Origin of the sequence: Marilutibacter maris (assembly GCF_006546735.2) — a bacterium.
GTDB classification, from domain to species: Bacteria; Pseudomonadota; Gammaproteobacteria; order Xanthomonadales; family Xanthomonadaceae; genus Marilutibacter; species Marilutibacter maris.
Genome location: NZ_VICD02000062.1, coordinates 1 through 16,996 on the forward strand (window position 1 = coordinate 1; position 16,996 = coordinate 16,996).

At 70.0% G+C, this 16,996-nt stretch carries 14 protein-coding genes and 1 pseudogene; 7 read left to right on the plus strand and 8 right to left on the minus strand.

All coding sequences use genetic code 11. From position 1 onward, the window contains the following. From FKV24_RS04565 to FKV24_RS04585, 5 genes are all read right to left on the minus strand, one after another. Nucleotides 1–488, minus strand: a 488-nt coding sequence (locus FKV24_RS04565) for a TPM domain-containing protein (protein ID WP_425481574.1), incomplete at its 3' end; no start/stop codon positions are given. A gap of 15 nt (nt 489–503) precedes the next feature. Further along, complete coding sequence (locus FKV24_RS04570; protein ID WP_141481529.1) at nt 504–1,130, minus strand: LemA family protein; 627 nt, start codon at nt 1,128–1,130, stop codon at nt 504–506. A 118-nt stretch (nt 1,131–1,248) separates the two neighbouring features. Beyond that, on the minus strand, nt 1,249–1,983 hold the full coding sequence (locus FKV24_RS04575) for a TerC family protein (RefSeq protein WP_111267188.1): 735 nt from the start codon (nt 1,981–1,983) through the stop codon (nt 1,249–1,251). Between the two features lie 60 nt (nt 1,984–2,043). Continuing rightward, on the minus strand, nt 2,044–2,424 hold the full coding sequence (locus tag FKV24_RS04580; RefSeq protein ID WP_141481530.1) for a diacylglycerol kinase: 381 nt from the start codon (nt 2,422–2,424) through the stop codon (nt 2,044–2,046). A 266-nt stretch (nt 2,425–2,690) separates the two neighbouring features. Next, nucleotides 2,691–3,716, minus strand: coding sequence for an isoaspartyl peptidase/L-asparaginase family protein (locus FKV24_RS04585; protein WP_425481575.1), 1,026 nt, complete (start codon nt 3,714–3,716; stop codon nt 2,691–2,693). A 238-nt stretch (nt 3,717–3,954) separates the two neighbouring features. On the opposite strand from FKV24_RS04585, the gene dgcN reads away from it, so the two are divergent. The 7 genes from dgcN (at nt 3,955) to FKV24_RS04620 (ending at nt 14,587) form a co-directional block, all read left to right on the plus strand. Further along, on the plus strand, nt 3,955–5,052 hold the full coding sequence (gene dgcN, locus FKV24_RS04590; protein WP_223250137.1) for an N-acetyltransferase DgcN: 1,098 nt from the start codon (nt 3,955–3,957) through the stop codon (nt 5,050–5,052). Beyond that, nucleotides 5,037–6,005: an N-acetyl-D-Glu racemase DgcA gene (gene dgcA / locus FKV24_RS04595; protein ID WP_141481532.1), complete on the plus strand. Its 969-nt coding sequence runs from the start codon at nt 5,037–5,039 to the stop codon at nt 6,003–6,005. The genes dgcN and dgcA overlap by 16 nt, the downstream gene beginning before the upstream one ends. Nucleotides 6,006–6,038: 33 nt before the next feature. Further along, entirely contained in the window at nt 6,039–7,676 is a 1,638-nt protein-coding gene (locus tag FKV24_RS04600; RefSeq protein ID WP_141481533.1) for an N-acyl-D-amino-acid deacylase family protein, read from the plus strand. Between the two features lie 57 nt (nt 7,677–7,733). Then, the gene (gene gltS / locus FKV24_RS04605; protein ID WP_141481534.1) at nt 7,734–8,954 is read left to right on the plus strand and encodes a sodium/glutamate symporter; all 1,221 of its coding nucleotides are present in this window, start codon (nt 7,734–7,736) and stop codon (nt 8,952–8,954) included. An 80-nt stretch (nt 8,955–9,034) separates the two neighbouring features. After that, a complete protein-coding gene (locus tag FKV24_RS04610; RefSeq protein WP_111267194.1) occupies nt 9,035–9,928 on the plus strand; it encodes a LysR family transcriptional regulator in 894 nt (297 codons plus the stop codon). 470 nt (nt 9,929–10,398) lie between these two features. After that, the gene (locus FKV24_RS04615; protein WP_170288211.1) at nt 10,399–13,155 is read left to right on the plus strand and encodes a TonB-dependent receptor domain-containing protein; all 2,757 of its coding nucleotides are present in this window, start codon (nt 10,399–10,401) and stop codon (nt 13,153–13,155) included. Between the two features lie 64 nt (nt 13,156–13,219). Further along, the gene (locus tag FKV24_RS04620; protein ID WP_170288212.1) at nt 13,220–14,587 is read left to right on the plus strand and encodes a serine hydrolase; all 1,368 of its coding nucleotides are present in this window, start codon (nt 13,220–13,222) and stop codon (nt 14,585–14,587) included. Nucleotides 14,588–14,596: 9 nt separating this feature from the next. On the opposite strand, the gene FKV24_RS04625 is transcribed toward FKV24_RS04620, so the two are convergent. The 3 genes and pseudogenes from FKV24_RS04625 to FKV24_RS19170 all read right to left on the minus strand — a co-directional run. Next, nucleotides 14,597–15,832: an ABC transporter permease gene (locus tag FKV24_RS04625; protein ID WP_141481537.1), complete on the minus strand. Its 1,236-nt coding sequence runs from the start codon at nt 15,830–15,832 to the stop codon at nt 14,597–14,599. A gap of 208 nt (nt 15,833–16,040) precedes the next feature. Continuing rightward, entirely contained in the window at nt 16,041–16,706 is a 666-nt protein-coding gene (locus tag FKV24_RS04630) for an ABC transporter ATP-binding protein (protein WP_141481538.1), read from the minus strand. Between the two features lie 35 nt (nt 16,707–16,741). Then, a pseudogene (locus FKV24_RS19170) lies at nt 16,742–16,996 on the minus strand (hypothetical protein); the annotation flags it as partial.

Below are 16,996 nucleotides of genomic sequence, written 5' to 3' on the forward strand. Positions count from 1 at the left end.
CCGTCGATCAGGCCGGCCAGTGCGGCGCTGGCCTCGCCGACGCCGCCGGCGAAGTCGCCGGCGCGGAAGCGCGGCACCAGGTATTCCTGGATCACCCGGTGCGCGGTCGCGTCCGGGATCGCTCCCTCCAGTCCATAGCCGACCTCGATATGCACCCGCCGGTCGTCCCTGGCGACCACCAGCAGCACGCCGTCATCGACGCCCTTGCGTCCCAGCTTCCAGGTCTCGAACACCCGCACCGCGTACTGGGCGATGTCCTCCGGCTGCGTGGTCGGCACCATCAGTACCTGCAACTGGCTGCCCTTGCGTTGCTGCAGCGCCAGCGCCCGGGCCTCCAGCGACTGGCGGGTCGCCGCATCGAGGGTGCCGGTGGTGTCGACCACCGGCGAATCCAGCGGCGGAATCGGCGCCAGCGCCTGGGCCAGGCCCGGTACCGTCCACAGCAGCGCGACGGCCGCCAGCAGCCAGGCTCCCAACCATGCGCGCAGCCCCGTCACCGGCGATCAGCCGCCGCTGCCGTCGCCGAAGTCGACCGTCGGCGCCTGCTGGATCCGGGCCTCGTTCTCGACGCTGAAATTGGGCTTGGGCTCGTAGCCGAACATCATCGCGGTCAGGTTGACCGGAAACCGGCGGATGTAGGTGTTGTAGTCCTGCACCGCCTGGATGTAGCGCTGGCGCTCGACGCTGATCCGGTTCTCCGCGCCCTCCAGCTGCGCCTGCAGTTGCAGGAAGCTCTGGTCGGCCTTCAGCTGCGGGTAGTTCTCGCTGACCAGCAACAGCCGGCCGATCGCGTTCTGCAACTGGCCCTGGGCCTGCTGGAACTGTTCGATCGAGGCCGGGTCGGCGGCGTCGATGTTGATGCTGCCGACCTTGGCGCGCGCCTCGGTGACCTGGGTGAACACCTGCTCCTCATGGGCGGCGTAGCCCTTCACCGTCGCGACCAGGTTCGGCACCAGGTCGGCGCGCCGCTGGTAGACGTTGAGCACCTGCGACCAGGCCGCGGTCACCGCTTCGTCCTTCTCCTGGATGGTGTTGTAGCCACAGCCGCTGAGCAACGAGGCGAGCAGCGCCAACAGCAGGCACTTCAGCGACAGGCCCCGAAACGAAGGGCGGGAGCGCGACAGTTCCATGACGGTTCCTCAAAGCACGACGGTGCGCCGATTGCACCACCGCGGCGCCCGCGGCGCAACGACGGCGGCGGAGGACATCCGCAACGGCCTGCCAACGGGGCCGGCCGGAGCCTCCGGCTCAATCGCTCAGGACACGGCGCTCGCTGCCGCGCCTGGCCCACAGGTTCAGGCACTCGACCAGGGCCGAGAAGCCCATCGCGCCATAGATATAACCGCGCGGGATATGCATCTCCAGGCCGTCGGCGATCAGGTACACGCCGACCAGGACGATGAAGGCCAGGGCCAGCATCTTGATGGTCGGATTGTTGTCGATGAACTGGCCCAGCGGGCGCGCCGCCAGCAGCATCACGCCGACCGCCAGCAGGATCGCGAACACCATGATCACGCGCTGGTCGGCCAGGCCGACCGCGGCGATCACCGAGTCGAGCGAGAACACGATGTCGATCACCGCGATCTGCGCGATCACCATCCAGAACGAGGCCGCCGGACGGGTATGGACGTCGTCGGACTCGGGTTCGCCGGCGATCAGGTCGCGGATCTCCATCGTGCCCTTCACCAGCAGGAAGCCGCCGCCGACGATCAGCACCAGATCGCGCACCGAGATGCCCTGGCCGAACACGCTGAACAGATCGTGGGTCAGCCCCGCCAGCCAGGCCAGGGTCAGCAGCAGACAGATACGGGTGACGCAGGCGACCGCGATGCCGAACTTGCGCGCGACCTCGCGCCGGTGCGTGGGCAGCTTGCTGACCGCGATCGAGATGAACACCAGGTTGTCGATGCCCAGCACGATCTCGATCGCGCTCAGGGTCAGGAGGGTGATCCAGGCGTTCGGATCGGTCAGTAGTTCAATCACCGCAAGGTTCCTGCGTCTGTCGGGTTACGGCCGCCGGCGGCCGGTCGGAATGGGGGCGACTCAGAACAGCCGCGGCGCCAGGATCGCGCCCCAGACCAGCAGCACGTTCATCATCACCACGAACACCGCCGCCGAGCCCATGTCCTTGGCGCGCCCGGCCAGCTCGTGGTGCTCGTCGCCGAAGCGTTCGATCACCGCCTCGATCGAGGAGTTGAGCAGCTCGACGCTGAGCACCAGCATCATCGAACCGATCATCAGCGCCCGCTCGAGCGGGCCGTGACCGAGCCACCAGCCCAGCGGCGCGAGGAGCACGAACAGATAGACCTCGAGCCTGAACGAGGATTCGTGCAGCCAGGCCGCCTTGAGCCCCTGCATCGACCAGATCGTGGCCTTGAAGATGCGGCTGGGGCGCCGCGGCAGGTGTCCGAATTCATCGGCCATGGATCGTGGGTCTCGCTGGATGGAGGAAGCCGTGGACCGGCGCGACCGCGACGCGTGCGAAGTCGGCCGGAAGCGCTGGATCAGGCCTCCGGCCGGGTCATGGCCGCGGGATGCCGGCGCCGGACCGGAACCGGCACGATGGCCGCGCCCGGAATCCGGCACAGCGCACGATTTTGCCACAGCCGGACATTACCGGGGCCGAACGCCCGCCCGCTCGGCCGGCACACCCGCCGCTCCCGGCCCGCCCCTCCGGGCCGGCGCGGCGCTCAGCGGTCGTCGCCGGCCTCGTGGATCGCGGTACCGCGGGTGCCGTCCGGCCCGATCCAGCCGCGGAACATGCTGCCGCTGTTGAACGGCATCGCGATGTTGCCGTCGCGATCCAGCGCGATCGCGCCGCCGTCGCCTCCCGCCGCGGGAACGATCCGGTTGACCACCTCGTCGGCGGCTTCGGCCAGGCTGTCGCCGCGATAGGCGACCCGCGCGCAGATATCGTGGGCGACCGCATTGCGGATGTAGAACTCGCCCCAGCCGGTGCCGGAGACGCCGCAGCGGTCGTCGGCCCAGGTGCCGGCGCCGATCACCGGCGAGTCGCCGACCCGGCCGAAGCGCTTGTTGGTCATGCCGCCGGTGCTGGTGCCGGCGGCGATATGGCCGTGCGCGTCCAGCGCGACCGCGCCGACGGTGCCGAAATAGGCCGGCCCCTCGTCGCCGTCGTCGATTCCCGCATTGCGGTCGCGCGCTTCCCTCTCCTGCGCCTTCTCCAGCGCGCGACGGCGGTGCTCGGTATCGAACCAGGCGTTCTCGACCCGCTCGATCTCCGGCCGCGAATCGGCGAAGGCTTCGGCACCGGCGCCGGCCATCATCACGTGCGGGCTGTGCTCCATCACCGCGCGGGCCAGCCGGATCGGGTTGCGCACGGTGCTCACGCCGGCGACCGCGCCGGCGCGGCGCGTGTGGCCCTCCATCACCGAAGCGTCGAGCTCGTGACCGCCAACGGCATTGAACACCGCCCCCTTGCCGGCGTTGAAGCGCGGCGACTCCTCCAGCACCAGGATCGCCGCCTCGACCGCATCCAGCGCGGCGCCACCGCCCGCCAATACCGCATTGCCGGCATCCAGTGCGCGGTTCAGCGTCGCATGCACCTCGCGCCGGTCCTCCTCGCTGAGCGCGTCCTTCGGCACGAACCCGGCGCCGCCGTGGATGACCAGGGCGGTCCTGGCGGTCGTCGCCTCCTCGGCCTGGACGTTCATCGCGATCACCATGGATGAGAGCAGGGACAACGTGACGAGCATACGGCGCATTGCAACCTCCGGTACCGGCGTGATCCACACGCCCCCGAGCATACCGCCAACCGCCGCGGGCCCGCCGCCGGCGCGGTCCCGGACCGCAGCGCCCACGCATAACCCGCCGTTATGCGTGGGCGGTGCCTTTTCATTGGTGCCGGCGGCGACCGCTACCTAAGGTGAATCGCACGCCCGCGGCATGCCCGACAGCGCCCTGCCGCGGCCTCTCCACACTCCGCACACGCGAATGGACACTTCCGCCAACGTCATGTCCGCCACCTCCTCCGAGGCCGCCACGTCGAGCTCCGCACACCCACCGGTCCAACACCCTCCGAACGGTTGGGGACCGCCCTATCTGCTCTATCTGGGCAATGCCCACGATGAGCTGGCGGCCAAGACCGCGCGCGGCCTGGCGCACTGGCGGCCGCAATGGTGCATCGGCCAGCACCGCCGGTCCGGATGCCGGACCACGGTGGGGCTTGCGGACATGGACTTCGCCCAGGCCCGCGCCAACGGCGCGAACACCATGATCGTCGGCGTCGCCAACGCCGGCGGGCTGATGGACGCGGACACCGTCGACGACATCGTCGCCGCGCTGGACAACGGCATGCACGTCGCTTCCGGGCTGCACCAGCGCCTGTCCAGCTGCGCGCCGATCGTCGCCGCCGCGAACCGCAATGGCCTGCAGTTGTTCGATGCGCGCCATCCCCCGCTGCTGCAGGTGGGCAGCGGCCGTCCCCGCGCCGGGCGTCGCTTGCTGACCGTGGGCAGCGACTGCTCGGTCGGCAAGATGTACGCGACCCTCGCCCTGGAGCAGGAGTTCCGTCGTCGCGGCCTGGCCGCCGATTTCCGCGCCACCGGCCAGACCGGCATCTTCATCGCCGGCGGCGGTGTCCCCATCGACGCGGTGGTCGCCGATTTCATCTCCGGCGCCGCCGAGTGGATCTCGCCACCGCGCGAGGACGACGGCTGGGACCTGATCGAAGGCCAGGGCTCGTTGTTCCATCCCTCCTATGCCGGCGTCTCGCTCGGCCTGCTGCACGGCAGCCAGCCCGACGCCCTGGTGCTGTGCCACGAGCCCAACCGCGCGCACATGCGCGGACTGCCGGGGCAGCCGTTGCCGGACCTGCGCGCCTGCCTGGAGGCCAATCTGGCGGCCGCACGCCTGACCAACCCCGCCGTGCAGGTCGTCGGCGTCGCCCTCAACACGTCGCGACTCGGCGCCGACGACGCCCGCGACGTGTGCCGGGCGATCGAAGTCGCCTTCGACCTGCCATGCCAGGATCCCGTCTCGATGGGCGTTTCCCGCATCGTCGACCGGGTGCAGTCATGCTTCGGCGACTGAGCGCCGCGCATCGCAGCCGGCCGCTGGCGGCACCGTTCCGGATCTCCCGCGGGGTCAAGACCTCGGCCGAGGTGATCGAGGTGCGACTGCACGACGGCGATGGCTGCGGACGTGGCGAATCGGTGCCCTACGCGCGCTACGGCGAAACCATCGACTCGGTGCTCGAACAGATCGAACGGGCCAGGCCGCAACTCGAGGCCGGCGCCGACCGTGGACAGCTGCGCGCCCTGCTGCCCCCCGGCGCCGCCCGCAATGCGCTCGACGCGGCGCTGTGGGACCTGGAGGCCGGACGCGGTGGCGGCAACGCGATCGAGCCGCCGCGCGATCTGGTCACCGCGATCACGGTCGGCATCGACAGCCCCGCGAGGATGCGCGCCGCCGCCGAGGCGGTCGCCCACGCGCCGTTGATCAAGGTCAAGGTCGACGCCACCGCGCCCGATGCGCAGATCGCCGCGGTCCGCGCCGGGGCGCCGGACGCGCGACTGATCGTCGACCCCAACGAGAGCTGGGACTACAAGCTGCTGTGCCGGATGCAGCCGCTGCTCGAACGGGCCGACGTCGCCCTGCTCGAACAGCCCTTGCCGGCCGACATGGACTACGTGCTGGAGGGCTTCTCGCCATCGCGCCCGATCTGCGCGGACGAGTCCTGCCACGTCGCCGCCGACCTGCCGCGGCTCGCCACGCGCTACCAGGCGGTCAACATCAAGCTCGACAAGACAGGCGGTCTGACCGAGGCGCTGGAGCTGCTCGATGCCGCCCGCGCGGCCGGCTTCCAGATCATGGTCGGCTGCATGGTGTGCTCCTCGCTCGGCATCGCACCGGCGCTGCGACTGGCGCCGCGCGCCGACTTCATCGACCTCGACGGCCCCTGGTGGCTGCGCGAGGACGATCCCGACGGCGCGCGCTTCCAGCACGGCCTCCTGCTGCCTCCGTCGCCCGGCTTCTGGGGATAGCCGTCTCCGCCCTCTCCCAATGGATTCCCGCTCTTGACCCATCGCACCCGTCCCCACCGCACGCTCCGTCGTTCCCTGCAGGCCGGCTGCCTCCTGATCGCGTTGAGCGCATGCGCCACCACCGCTCCCGCGCGACGGAGCGTCGACCTGCTGATCGTCGGCGGCACGGTGTACGACGGTGAGAGCGTCGAACCGCAACGGCTCGATGTGGCGATCCGCGGCGAACGGATCGTCGCGGTCGGACCGGCGCTGGAACGGCGCTACCGCGCCACCCGCAGGATCGATGCGGACGGACAGGTGGTCGCGCCGGGCTTCATCGACGCGCATGCGCACCCGGCGACCTACGTGCGCGCCGACGATCCCGACGCACGGCGCAACGCACCGTGGCTGCGCCAGGGCGTGACGACCCTGATGATCGGCGTGGACGGTGGCGGCAGCCCGGACGTGCAGGCCGAGCGCGAATGGTTCGCCCGCCACGGCGTCGGCACCAACCTCGCCCCCTATGTCGGCTTCGGCCCGGTGCGGCGGACGGTGCTCGGCGAGGCCGATCGCGCACCCGATGCCGCCGAGCTGGAGGCGATGCGCGCCCTGGTGGACAAGGCCATGTGCGAGGGCGCCTTCGGTTTCTCGACCGGACTGTTCTACTCGCCGCAGAGCTTCTCCCGCACCGCGGAGGTCGTCGCGCTCGCGCGCGAGGCGGGCCGCCACGGCGGCATCTACGACACCCACCAGCGCGACGAATCCTCGTATTCGCTGGGCCTGCTCGACTCCACCCGCGAGGCGATCGAGATCGGGCGCCGCGCCGGGCTGCCCGTGCACATCGCCCACATCAAGGCGCTGGGCGTGGACGTCCACGGCGAGGCCGCCGAGCTGGTCTCGATCGTCGAGTCCGCGCGCGCCGAGGGCATCCGGGTCACTGCCGACCAGTACCCCTGGCTGGCCTCGGGCACCAATCTGAAATCGGCGCTGCTGCCGCGCTGGGCCCTCGACGGCGGCCGTCCGGCGATGCTCGCGCGCCTGCGCGACCCGGCCCTGAGGGCGAGGATCGTCGCGGAGATGGCGGACAACCTGCGTCGTCGCGGCGGTGCCGGCTCGCTGCTGCTGACCGCCGCCGGGCACCCGTGGACGGGCCAGCGGCTGGACGCGGTCGCGCGCGGCTGGGGCATCGATCCGATCGCGGCGGCGCTGCGTATCGTCGAAGGCGACGAGCGCCCGCCGGGCGTGCGCTCCGCCGGATCGGTGGCCTCGTTCAACATGGACGAGGACGACATCCGCCTGCTGATGCGACAGCCCTGGGTGATCACCAGTTCCGACGGATCCGACGGCCATCCGCGCCAGTACGCGACGTTCCCGAAGAAGTACGACACCTACGTCAGACAACAGAAGGTGCTCACCCTGGGCGAGTTCATCCACCGCTCGACCGGATTGAGCGCGCGGACGCTGGGACTGGAACAACGCGGCGTGCTGCGCCCGGGCCATTTCGCCGACGTGGTGGTGTTCGACCCGGACACCTACGCACCGCGCGCCGACTACCTGCGCCCGCGGGAACCGTCGCGCGGCGTGGTCCATCTGCTGGTCAACGGCCAGCCCGCGATCGCCGACGGCGAGCTCGGCGATGTCCTCGCCGGCCGCCTGCTCGCCCACACATCGACCGCGGGCGGTTGCCGGTGACGGCGCTGGCAGGCACCCGCCGGCGCGCTCCGCGCACGCTCCGCAACGGGAGGCCCGATGCTTGAACTGGACGCGACCCAGACCCTGGCACTGGCGGGGCTGAGCCTGTTCGTCGGCCACGCCCTGTGCCGACGCATCCCGGTGCTGGCGCACTACAACATCCCGGCCCCGGTGGTCGGCGGCCTGCTGCTGGCACTGGCCTCGCTGTTCGCCCACGGCATGGATGTCACCCTGTTCTCGCTCGACACCAGCCTGCAGACGCCGCTGATGGTGGCGTTCTTCACCGCGATCGGCACCCATGCCAGCCTGTCGCTGCTGCGCGTCAGCGGGCGGCAGGTGATGATCTTCCTCGCGCTGGCGGGCGCATTCACCGTGATCCAGAACCTGACCGGCATCGCCATCGCCAGCCTGTTCGGATTGTCGCCGCTGTTCGGCGTGCTGGCCGGCTCGACCACGATGGCCGGCGGGCCGGCCACCGGGCTGGCGTTCGCGCCGCTGTTCCAGGAGGCGGGCGTGGCCGGCGCGCAGTCGGTCGCGATCACCGCGGCAATGGCCGGGATCATCTGCGGCGGCCTGCTCGGCGGGCCGGTGGCGACCCTGCTGATGCGTCGCCACGGCCTGCATGCGCCGGGAGGCGATGGGTCCGGTGCGACCGGCACGCCGGCGAGCGCCCCGTCGCACGACACCGCCGTCGGGGCCGCGTCCGCGCAGATGCGCGAAGCGCATGCGCTGCGCAGCGTCGTGTGGATTCTGCTGGCGATGTGGCTGGGCGCGTGGATCAGCAAGGGCTTCGGCGCGATCGGACTGACCCTGCCGGCCTATGTCGGCGCGATGCTGGTCGGCGCGCTGATGCGCAATGTCGACGACCGCACCGGATGGCTGAAGCTGTCGGCGCCGACGATCGAGGTGATCGGCAACGTCTGCCTGGCGATGTTCCTGGCCCTGGCGCTGATGAACCTCAAACTGTGGGAGCTGGCCGGGCTGGCCCTGCCGTTGCTGGCGATCCTCGTCGCCCAGGCGCTGCTGGTGGCCTTGTTCGCGGCCGGTCTGGTCTACCGGGTGATGGGGCGCGACTATGACGCGGCGGTGATGGGCGGCGGCTTCGTCGGCTTCATGCTCGGCACCACCGCCAACGCGATGGCGGTGATGCAGACCCTGGTGCAGCGCTACGGCATGGCACCACGCGCCTTCCTGGTCGCGCCGCTGGTCGGCGCGTTCTTCATCGATTTCGCCAACGCGCTGGTGATCACCGGCTTCCTGAATTTCTGGAAGCCATGACCGATGGAGGTTCCGGCCGCCCCGGCGAAGACCCGATAATCCCCGCTCGACGACGTATCCACAGTGCGACCGGGACCGACATGCGCCTGCGCCACATCGAGATATTCCAGGCAACGCTGCAGGCGGGAACGCTGACCGGGGCGGCCCGGATACTCAACATCACCCAGCCGGCCGCGACCAAGCTGCTGCAGCACGCGGAACTGCAACTGGGCTTCAAACTGTTCAACCGCGTGCGCGGACGCTTGCGGATCACCCGCGAGGGACGCCTGTTGCAGGATCGGGTCGAACGCGTGTTCGACGAGCTGCGCGAACTCGAGCGCCTGTGCGGCAGCATCCGCCAGTCCGGACACCACCCGCTGAGGGTGGTCAGCATCCCGACCCTGGCCACCCGCCTGGTCCCGGCCGCAATCACCCGGATCCGCCAGGAATTCGCCGACGCCTCGATCGAGCTGGTCACCGAACACTCGCGCGAGATGCTCCGGTCGCTGCTGGTGCGCGAAAGCGACATCGGCCTGACCCTGCAGGAGATCCACCACCCGGGCATCCACCAGGAACCGCTGTGCAGCGCGCCGGTGAGGGTCATCGCGCCGGCCGGCTGGTGGGACGACACCGGCGCCCCGATCCCTGTCGACGCGCTGGCCGGGCGCCCGATGATCGGCATCGCCGCCAACGACGGCCTGGGGCGGATGCTGCGAACCCACATCGAGCACATCGATCCCGCGCCCGAAGTCTCGATCTGGGTACAGACCTACCAGTTGGCCCGCTCGCTGGTCGCCGACGGCCATGGCATGGCCCTGGTCGATCCGTTCACGGCGATGGATGCCGACACCGACGGCATCCAGGCCCGGATCCTGGAGCCGCGCCTGGACGTGCCGCTGTATGCCACCTGCCGCGAGGGCGAGAGCCTGAGCACGATCCAGAAGCGGTTCCTGAAGCTGGTCAAGACGCGACTGCTCGACGAACTGATCGGGTAAAGCCCTGCCCGCCGACACCAACGCGACGGGTGTCCGACGCATCCGCGCAGCTCCCTTCCCAGCCTGCGTCCATGGATAACCTCAAGTTATCCCCGCGCCGTGCCTTTTCATTGGTTGACGTCGAACCCGCTGGCTAAGGTGCATTGAAAGGCCCGTTTCACGTCGCTGCAATACACGCCCACCGAAAACGCGGCCTTTGGACCAGGGGCGCCTTTGCGTCGGCGCGGCAGGGACCCGCGCCCGGGCAATGGCGATCGACCGCGGAGGGCGGGGCCGGACGACGACAGCGGACACGGATACCAGGCGCCCACGCACCACGATCGGACAACCCCGCGAACACGCGACATCAACCGCATCACCGGAGAGAGAAAGTGCGCGCCAAGAAAATGTCAGCCAGCTCGGCCCCACACCCTTCCCGCCCGTTCGCGGACCATCCGCAGCGACACGCCCCGGTTCGCAGGCACAGGCTGGTGCATGCCTGCGCGTCGGTACTGGCGGTCTGGGCATGCGCCGGCGGCGCGCTCGCTCAGGAATCCACTGCAGAGGCGCAGGCGCCAGCCGAGCCCGCCGCACAGGCGTCCGCCACCGACCTGGACCAGGTCACGGTGACCGCGTCGCGGGTGATGCGTGGCGGCTTCAGCGCCCCCACCCCGACCACCAGCATCACCACCGACGAGATCAATGCCACCGCGGCCACCAACGTCGCCGAGGTCGTCAACCAGATGCCGTCGGTGCGCCCGTCGCTGACTCCGGTCAGCACCACCAACAATTCGCAGTACGCCGGCGGCTACTACCTCGACCTGCGCGGCCTTGGCTTCAACCGCACCCTGGTCCTGGTCGACGGCAAGCGCGTGGTGCCGACCCAGATCCAGGGGCCGGTCGACATCAACTCGGTGCCGCAGGCGCTGATCAGCAGCGTCGACATCGTCACCGGCGGCGCCTCCGCGGCCTGGGGCTCGGACGCGGTCGCGGGCGTGGTCAATTTCCGTTTCGATCGCGGCCTGGAAGGCTTCAAGGGCCTGCTCCAGGCCGGCACCACCCGCCACGGCGATCGCGACAACAACCTCGGCTCGATCGCCTTCGGCCACGCCTTCGCCGACGGTCGCGGCCACCTGCTGCTGGCCGCCGAGAGCGCCAGCAGCGACGGCATCGAACGGCTCGACAGCCGCGACTGGGGCGCGGCCGGCTGGGGCAAGATCGCCAATCCGGCCTACACCCCCGACAACGACGAGCCGCGTCTGTTGCTGGTGCGCAACACCCGCGACGCCAACAGGTCCTACGGCGGCGTCATCAACAGCGGCCCGCTCAAGGGCATCCAGTTCGATGCCGACGGCAACCCGATCCCGTTCGAGTACGGCGACCTGGTCACCAAGTCGAGCATGGTCGGCGGCGACGGCGCCGACGGTTCGGCGGCGTTCGTGCTGGAGGCGCCGCTGGAGCGCCAGAGCACCTACGGGCGCGTTTCCTATGAGTTCTCGCCGGCGATCACCGGCTTCGTCGAGGCGTCCTGGGCCAAATCCAAGACCCGCTACGACAGCCTGACCCGCAACGACTCCAGCCTGACGATCAAGCGCGACAACGCCTTCCTTCCCGACAGCATCGCCCAGTCGATGGACGATCTGGGCCTGACCAGCTTCACCATGGGCCGCTACAACCGCGACTACGCCCGCGCCTTCAACGACAAATCGAGCGAAACCGCGCGCTTCGTCGCCGGCCTGGAGGGCTATCTCGACAACTACTGGAGCTGGGACGCCTACGTCACCCACGGCGAGAGCGAGACCAACCTGCATTCGTCGAAGAAGCGCATCACCTCCACCTTCGAGTACGCGCTGGACTCGATCATCGACCCGGTCACCGGCGCCGCCGTCTGCCGCGACGCCGCCGCCCGCGCCGAAGGTTGCCAGCCGATCAACCTGTTCGGCGAGGGCGCGCCTTCGCAGCAAGCGCGCGACTACGTCCTTGGTACCTCGCACACGATGTCGAGGATCACCCAGGATGCGGCCAGCGCCACCCTGCGCGGCGAGCCCTTCGAGACCTGGGCCGGCCCGGTGTCGATGGCGACCGGCCTGGAATGGCGCCGCGAGAAGGCGGTGGTCACCTCCGATCCGCTGTCGATGGCGGGCGCGTTCAACACCGGCAACACCGTGCCCTGGAGCGGCTCGGTGACGGTGAAGGAAGCCTTCGGCGAACTGGTCGTTCCGCTGGCCGTCGACACCGCCTGGGCGGATTCGCTCGACCTCAACCTCGCCGCGCGCATGACCGACTACAGCACCTCGGGCACGGTCGTGTCCTGGAAGCTCGGCAGCTCCTGGCAGGTCAACGACCTGATCCGGTTCCGCGCCACCCAGTCGCGCGACATCCGCGCGCCGTCGCTGGCCGAGCTGTTCGGCGGTTCGACCACGGCGATCTTCAACGTGTTCGACCCGGAGCTGGGCAGCACCTACTCGGTGCAGTCGATCACCTCTGGAAACGCCGAGCTCGAGCCCGAGGAGGCGGACACCACCACCGCCGGCATCGTGCTCAATCCGCTGCCCGACCTGGTGATGTCGCTGGACTATTACCGGATCGACGTCGACAAGGCGATCACCACCTTCCAGGCCCGCTCGATCGTCGAACGCTGCTACGACGGCCAGACCGCGGTCTGCGACCTGATCGTGCGCGATCCGGTCAGCGGCGAGATCGACCACGTCAACGTTTCCCCGCAGAACCTGCAGACGATGCGGGTCAGCGGCGCCGACTTCGAGCTGTCCTACAGCCGGCCGGTCGGCAACGGACAACTGGGCCTGCGCAGCCTGTTGTCCTACGTCGACACCCTGCGCCTGGACGACGGCCAGAACGTGATCGACATGGCCGGCAGCACCGACCAGCCGACCATCGCCAGCATCGGCGGGTCGCCGCGCTGGCGCGGCAACCTGTACGCCAACTACCGCATCGGCGACCTCGCCTTCAATGCCGGCGTGCGCCACGTCGGCGGCGGGCGGATCAAGAACGAGTACACCGCCAAGGACATGAACATCCTCACCCATTCCGGGCGCACCTACTTCGACCTCGGCGGCTCCTACGACTTCCACACCGGCGCCAACGGCAACATCAGCCTGTTCGCATCGGTCCGCAACGTGTTCGACAAGGACCCGCCGATCACCGGTACCGGCGGCTTCCCCACCGTGCGCTCGCTCTACGACGTGATCGGCCGCACCTACAATGTCGGCGTCAGGTTCGATTTCTGAGCATCGGACGCCCGTCACCCGGACGGACCGCGCGGTCCGTCCGGGCCTGCTGGAGGTTGGAGTCATGAAGCGCGTCGCTGTTGTGTTGCTGGCCGCCGCCTGCGCGCCGGTCTGGGCATCGGAGGCCGGCAAACCGTCCTTGCAATCGCTGGTCGCCGGCACCAGCGAAGCGGGCGCGCCGGGCTGCGCGGTCGGACTGTTCCGGGACGGCCAGGCCGATCGGATGGCCTTCGCCGGACTCGCCGATGTCGACGCCGGCCGGCCGATCGACGGCGACACCCTGTTCTACGCGGCGTCGGTGTCGAAGCAGTTCACCGCGCTGGCGGTCGCGCAACTGGTGGCCGACGGCAAGCTGTCGCTGGACGACGACGTCCGCGAGTTCATCCCGGAGCTGCCGCGGTACAGCGCTCCGGTCACCCTGTCGATGCTGCTGCACCACACCTCAGGCGTCCGCGACTTCCTGTCGCTGATCCGCATGGCCGGACTGGGCAGCGCCTCCGGCAACACCCGCGAGACGGCGCTGGAACTGCTGTACCGCCAGCAGACCACCAACTTCGCTCCAGGCACGCAGTACCTGTACTCCAACGGCGGCTACCTGCTGCTGGCCGAAGTGGTCGCGCGGGTCAGCGGCGAGTCCTTCCCCGACTATCTCAAGCGCCACGTGCTCGATCCGCTGGGCATGCGGCGAAGCCACATCCTGCAGGGCGACGCCGAGGGCGGCAACGTTGCCCATGGCTACATCGACCAGGCGGGGGCGTTCGTCGTCCGCGACACCTACCCGCGCTTCGGCGGGTCCGGCGGCTTGATGACCTCGATCAACGACCTCGCCCGCTACCAGGCCGATCTCGCCAGCGGGCATGTCGTCTGGACCGCCGAGATCCGCCGCATCCTGCTGAAGCCCGGCACCCTGCTCGACGGCAGCGTCGCCCTGCATCCGAAGCAGCAGCTGGCCTATGCCGGCGGTCTGCTGGTCGGAGAACGCGGCGGCCAGCGGGTGATCCAGCACGGCGGATCCGCCGAAGCCTTCCGCAGCGCCTTCGCCCGCCTGCCCGACGCCGGCATCGGCGTCGCGGTGCTGTGCAACCGCGGCGACCGCAACGCCCAGGCCCTGGGCGAACAGGCGCTCGCCCTGTACGGGGTGGCGCTTGGAAACACGGAGTCGGCCGCGGACGCCACAACGATCCATCCCGGCCGCTATCGCGCGGACGAGCTTGGGGCTTCCTACGAGGTCGGCTTCGAGGGCGAACGCCTGATCCTGCGCATCCACTCCGACCATGCCGGGACGGCGCCGGTGACGATGGCGTTCGAGCGCGAGGAGGACGGCCGCTACGTCGGCGAGAGCTTCTCGATCTCGCCGGCGCCGGACGGCCGCGGCCTGACGCTGGGCTCGAGCCGCGCCTACGGCATCCTCGCCCGCCCGGTCGCGCCCTGAGCGCCGCGCCTACTGCTGCCGCAACGCCTCGATCGGATCCAACTGCGAGGCCTTGCGCGCCGGGTAGTAGCCGAAGAACAGGCCGGTGCAGATCGAGAAGCCGGCCGCCAGCCCGATCACCTGGCCGTTGAGCGCCACCGGCAACGAACCGATACGGCCGACCACCAGCGCCCCGACCACGCCGATCGCGATGCCGAGCACGCCGCCGATCAGCGAGATCAGCATCGCCTCGGCGAGGAACTGCCGGCGCACGTCGGAGGGGCCGGCACCGACCGCCATGCGCAGGCCGATCTCGCGGATCCGCTCGGTCACCGACACCAGCATGATGTTCATGATGCCGATGCCGCCGACCACCAGCGAGATCGTCGCCACCGCGCCCAGCAGCAACGACATCAGCCGTGTGGTCGCGGTACGGGTCTCGATGATCTCGGCGATGTTGCGGACCCGGAAGTCGTCCTCGGCACCGGGCTGGATGCGATGGCGCTGGCGCAACAGCGCCTCGACCTCGCCCTGCACGTAGGACAGGTCGTCGGCGTCGTCGACCCCGAGCGCGATCTGCTGGACCGCGCCCGGCGGCAGCGCCATCGCGCCCATCAGCCGCCGGCGCGCGGTCTCCAGCGGCACCAGCAGGATGTCGTCCTGATCCTGACCCCACCCCCCCTGCCCCTTGGGCTTGAGCGTGGCGATCACGGTGAACGGCACCCGGCCGACGCGCAGGGTCTGACCGATCGGGTCGCTGTCGCCGAACAGCTCGCGGCGCAGGGTTTCGCCGATGATCACCGACTTGGCCGCGCTGGAATAGTCGCGCGCTTCGAACGCGGCGCCGCTGGCGATCTCCCAGCTCTCGATCGAGAAGAAGTCCGGCTGCACGCCCTGCCACTGGGTCGACCAGTTGTTCTCGGCGAACACGACCTGGGTACCGCCGCGCAGCGACGCGGCGACGTACTCGACCTCGGGAATGTCGCGGCGGATCGCGTCGGCATCGCCCTCGTTGATGGTGAAGAAGCTGCTCGAACTCATCCGCACGCCCCCCATCGGCCGGCCCGCGCCGGGGCTGATGTCGAGGCGGTTCGAACCCAGCCCTGACACCAGCTTGTCGATCTCGGCCTGGGTGCCCTGGCCGACCGAGACCATCACGATCACCGCGGCGATGCCGATGATCACGCCCAGCGAGGTCAGCGCGCTGCGCAGCCAGTTGCCGCGCAGGGCGAAGGCGGCGGTGCGCAGGACTTCGAGCAGGTTCATGCGTACATATCTCCAGATACCTCAGCCTCGGATGCCGTCCCTGGCGCGACACCCCTGTACTCCAACCACCGGCCCGGCCTTGCTCGGCTTCGCATCCTGCTTCGCGAGACAAGTCCGGGGCGCACCTCCATGTGCGCCCGCCGCTTGCGATGCAAGCAGCCCATGGCCGGGCGCTCATCACCGCAGCCGGTGCCGACGGGGCACGGCCTCACGCGATGATTCGCCCATCATGCATCTCCATCACCCGGTCGCAGTGCGCCGCGACCCCGGGGTCGTGGGTGATCAGGACCACCGTCTGGCCGTCGTCCTGCAGGCGCTTGAACAAGGCCAGGATCTCCTCGCCGGTACGGCTGTCGAGCGCGCCGGTGGGCTCGTCGGCCAGCAGGATCGAAGGCCGGTTGACCAGCGCGCGGGCGATCGCGACGCGTTGCTGCTGGCCGCCGGACAGCTCGCTGGGCCGGTGCCCGGCACGCTCGGCCAGGCCGACCGCGGCCAGCGCTTCCCGCGCACGCTGCAGGCGCTGCGGACGCGGGATGCCGGCATAGCCCATCGGCATCGCCACGTTCTCCAGCGCGCTCATCCGGCCCAGCAGGTTGAAGCCCTGGAACACGAAGCCGATCCGCTCCAGCCGCAGTTGCGCGCGTTGCTCGGCATCGAGGCTCGCGACATCGGTGCCACCGCACAGGTACTGGCCGCTGCTGGGCGTATCCAGGCAACCGATCAGGTTCATCAGGGTCGACTTGCCCGAGCCCGACGGCCCCATGATCGACACCAGTTCGCCGGCGCCGATGCGCATGTCGACATCGCGCAGCGCGATCACCTCGGCCGGGGTGCCGGCCGCGTAGACCTTGCCCAGGCCGATGGTCTGGATCACGGCCGGCGCATCCTCCCGGGTATCCGCCACCGCATTCATTGGGCGCCGCGCTCGCGGCCGGTGACCACCGCATCGCCGTCGGCGATGTCGCCGGACACCTCGGTCCAGCTGCCGTCGCTGGCGCCGACGCGCACCGTCACCGCTTCGATCCGGCCGTCGCGCAACCGGTACAACGGCGCTCGGCGCGCGCCGACCAGGGCCGTCAGCTCGGCATCCCACCGCGCCCGCTGACCCGCGTCGAGCGATGCGCGGAACGCCTCGAACTGCTGGTTGAAGCGCTCGACCATGCG

Coding starts and splice junctions, on each gene's coding strand:
- FKV24_RS04570 (WP_141481529.1), bottom strand. CDS start 1,130: ATGGAACTGTCGCGCTCCCGCCCTTCGTTTCGGGGCCTGTCGCTGAAG.
- FKV24_RS04580 (WP_141481530.1), bottom strand. CDS start 2,424: ATGGCCGATGAATTCGGACACCTGCCGCGGCGCCCCAGCCGCATCTTC.
- FKV24_RS04585 (WP_425481575.1), bottom strand. CDS start 3,716: ATGCTCGTCACGTTGTCCCTGCTCTCATCCATGGTGATCGCGATGAAC.
- dgcN (WP_223250137.1), top strand. CDS start 3,955: ATGGACACTTCCGCCAACGTCATGTCCGCCACCTCCTCCGAGGCCGCC.
- dgcA (WP_141481532.1), top strand. CDS start 5,037: ATGCTTCGGCGACTGAGCGCCGCGCATCGCAGCCGGCCGCTGGCGGCA.
- gltS (WP_141481534.1), top strand. CDS start 7,734: ATGCTTGAACTGGACGCGACCCAGACCCTGGCACTGGCGGGGCTGAGC.
- FKV24_RS04610 (WP_111267194.1), top strand. CDS start 9,035: ATGCGCCTGCGCCACATCGAGATATTCCAGGCAACGCTGCAGGCGGGA.
- FKV24_RS04620 (WP_170288212.1), top strand. CDS start 13,220: ATGAAGCGCGTCGCTGTTGTGTTGCTGGCCGCCGCCTGCGCGCCGGTC.
- FKV24_RS04625 (WP_141481537.1), bottom strand. CDS start 15,832: ATGAACCTGCTCGAAGTCCTGCGCACCGCCGCCTTCGCCCTGCGCGGC.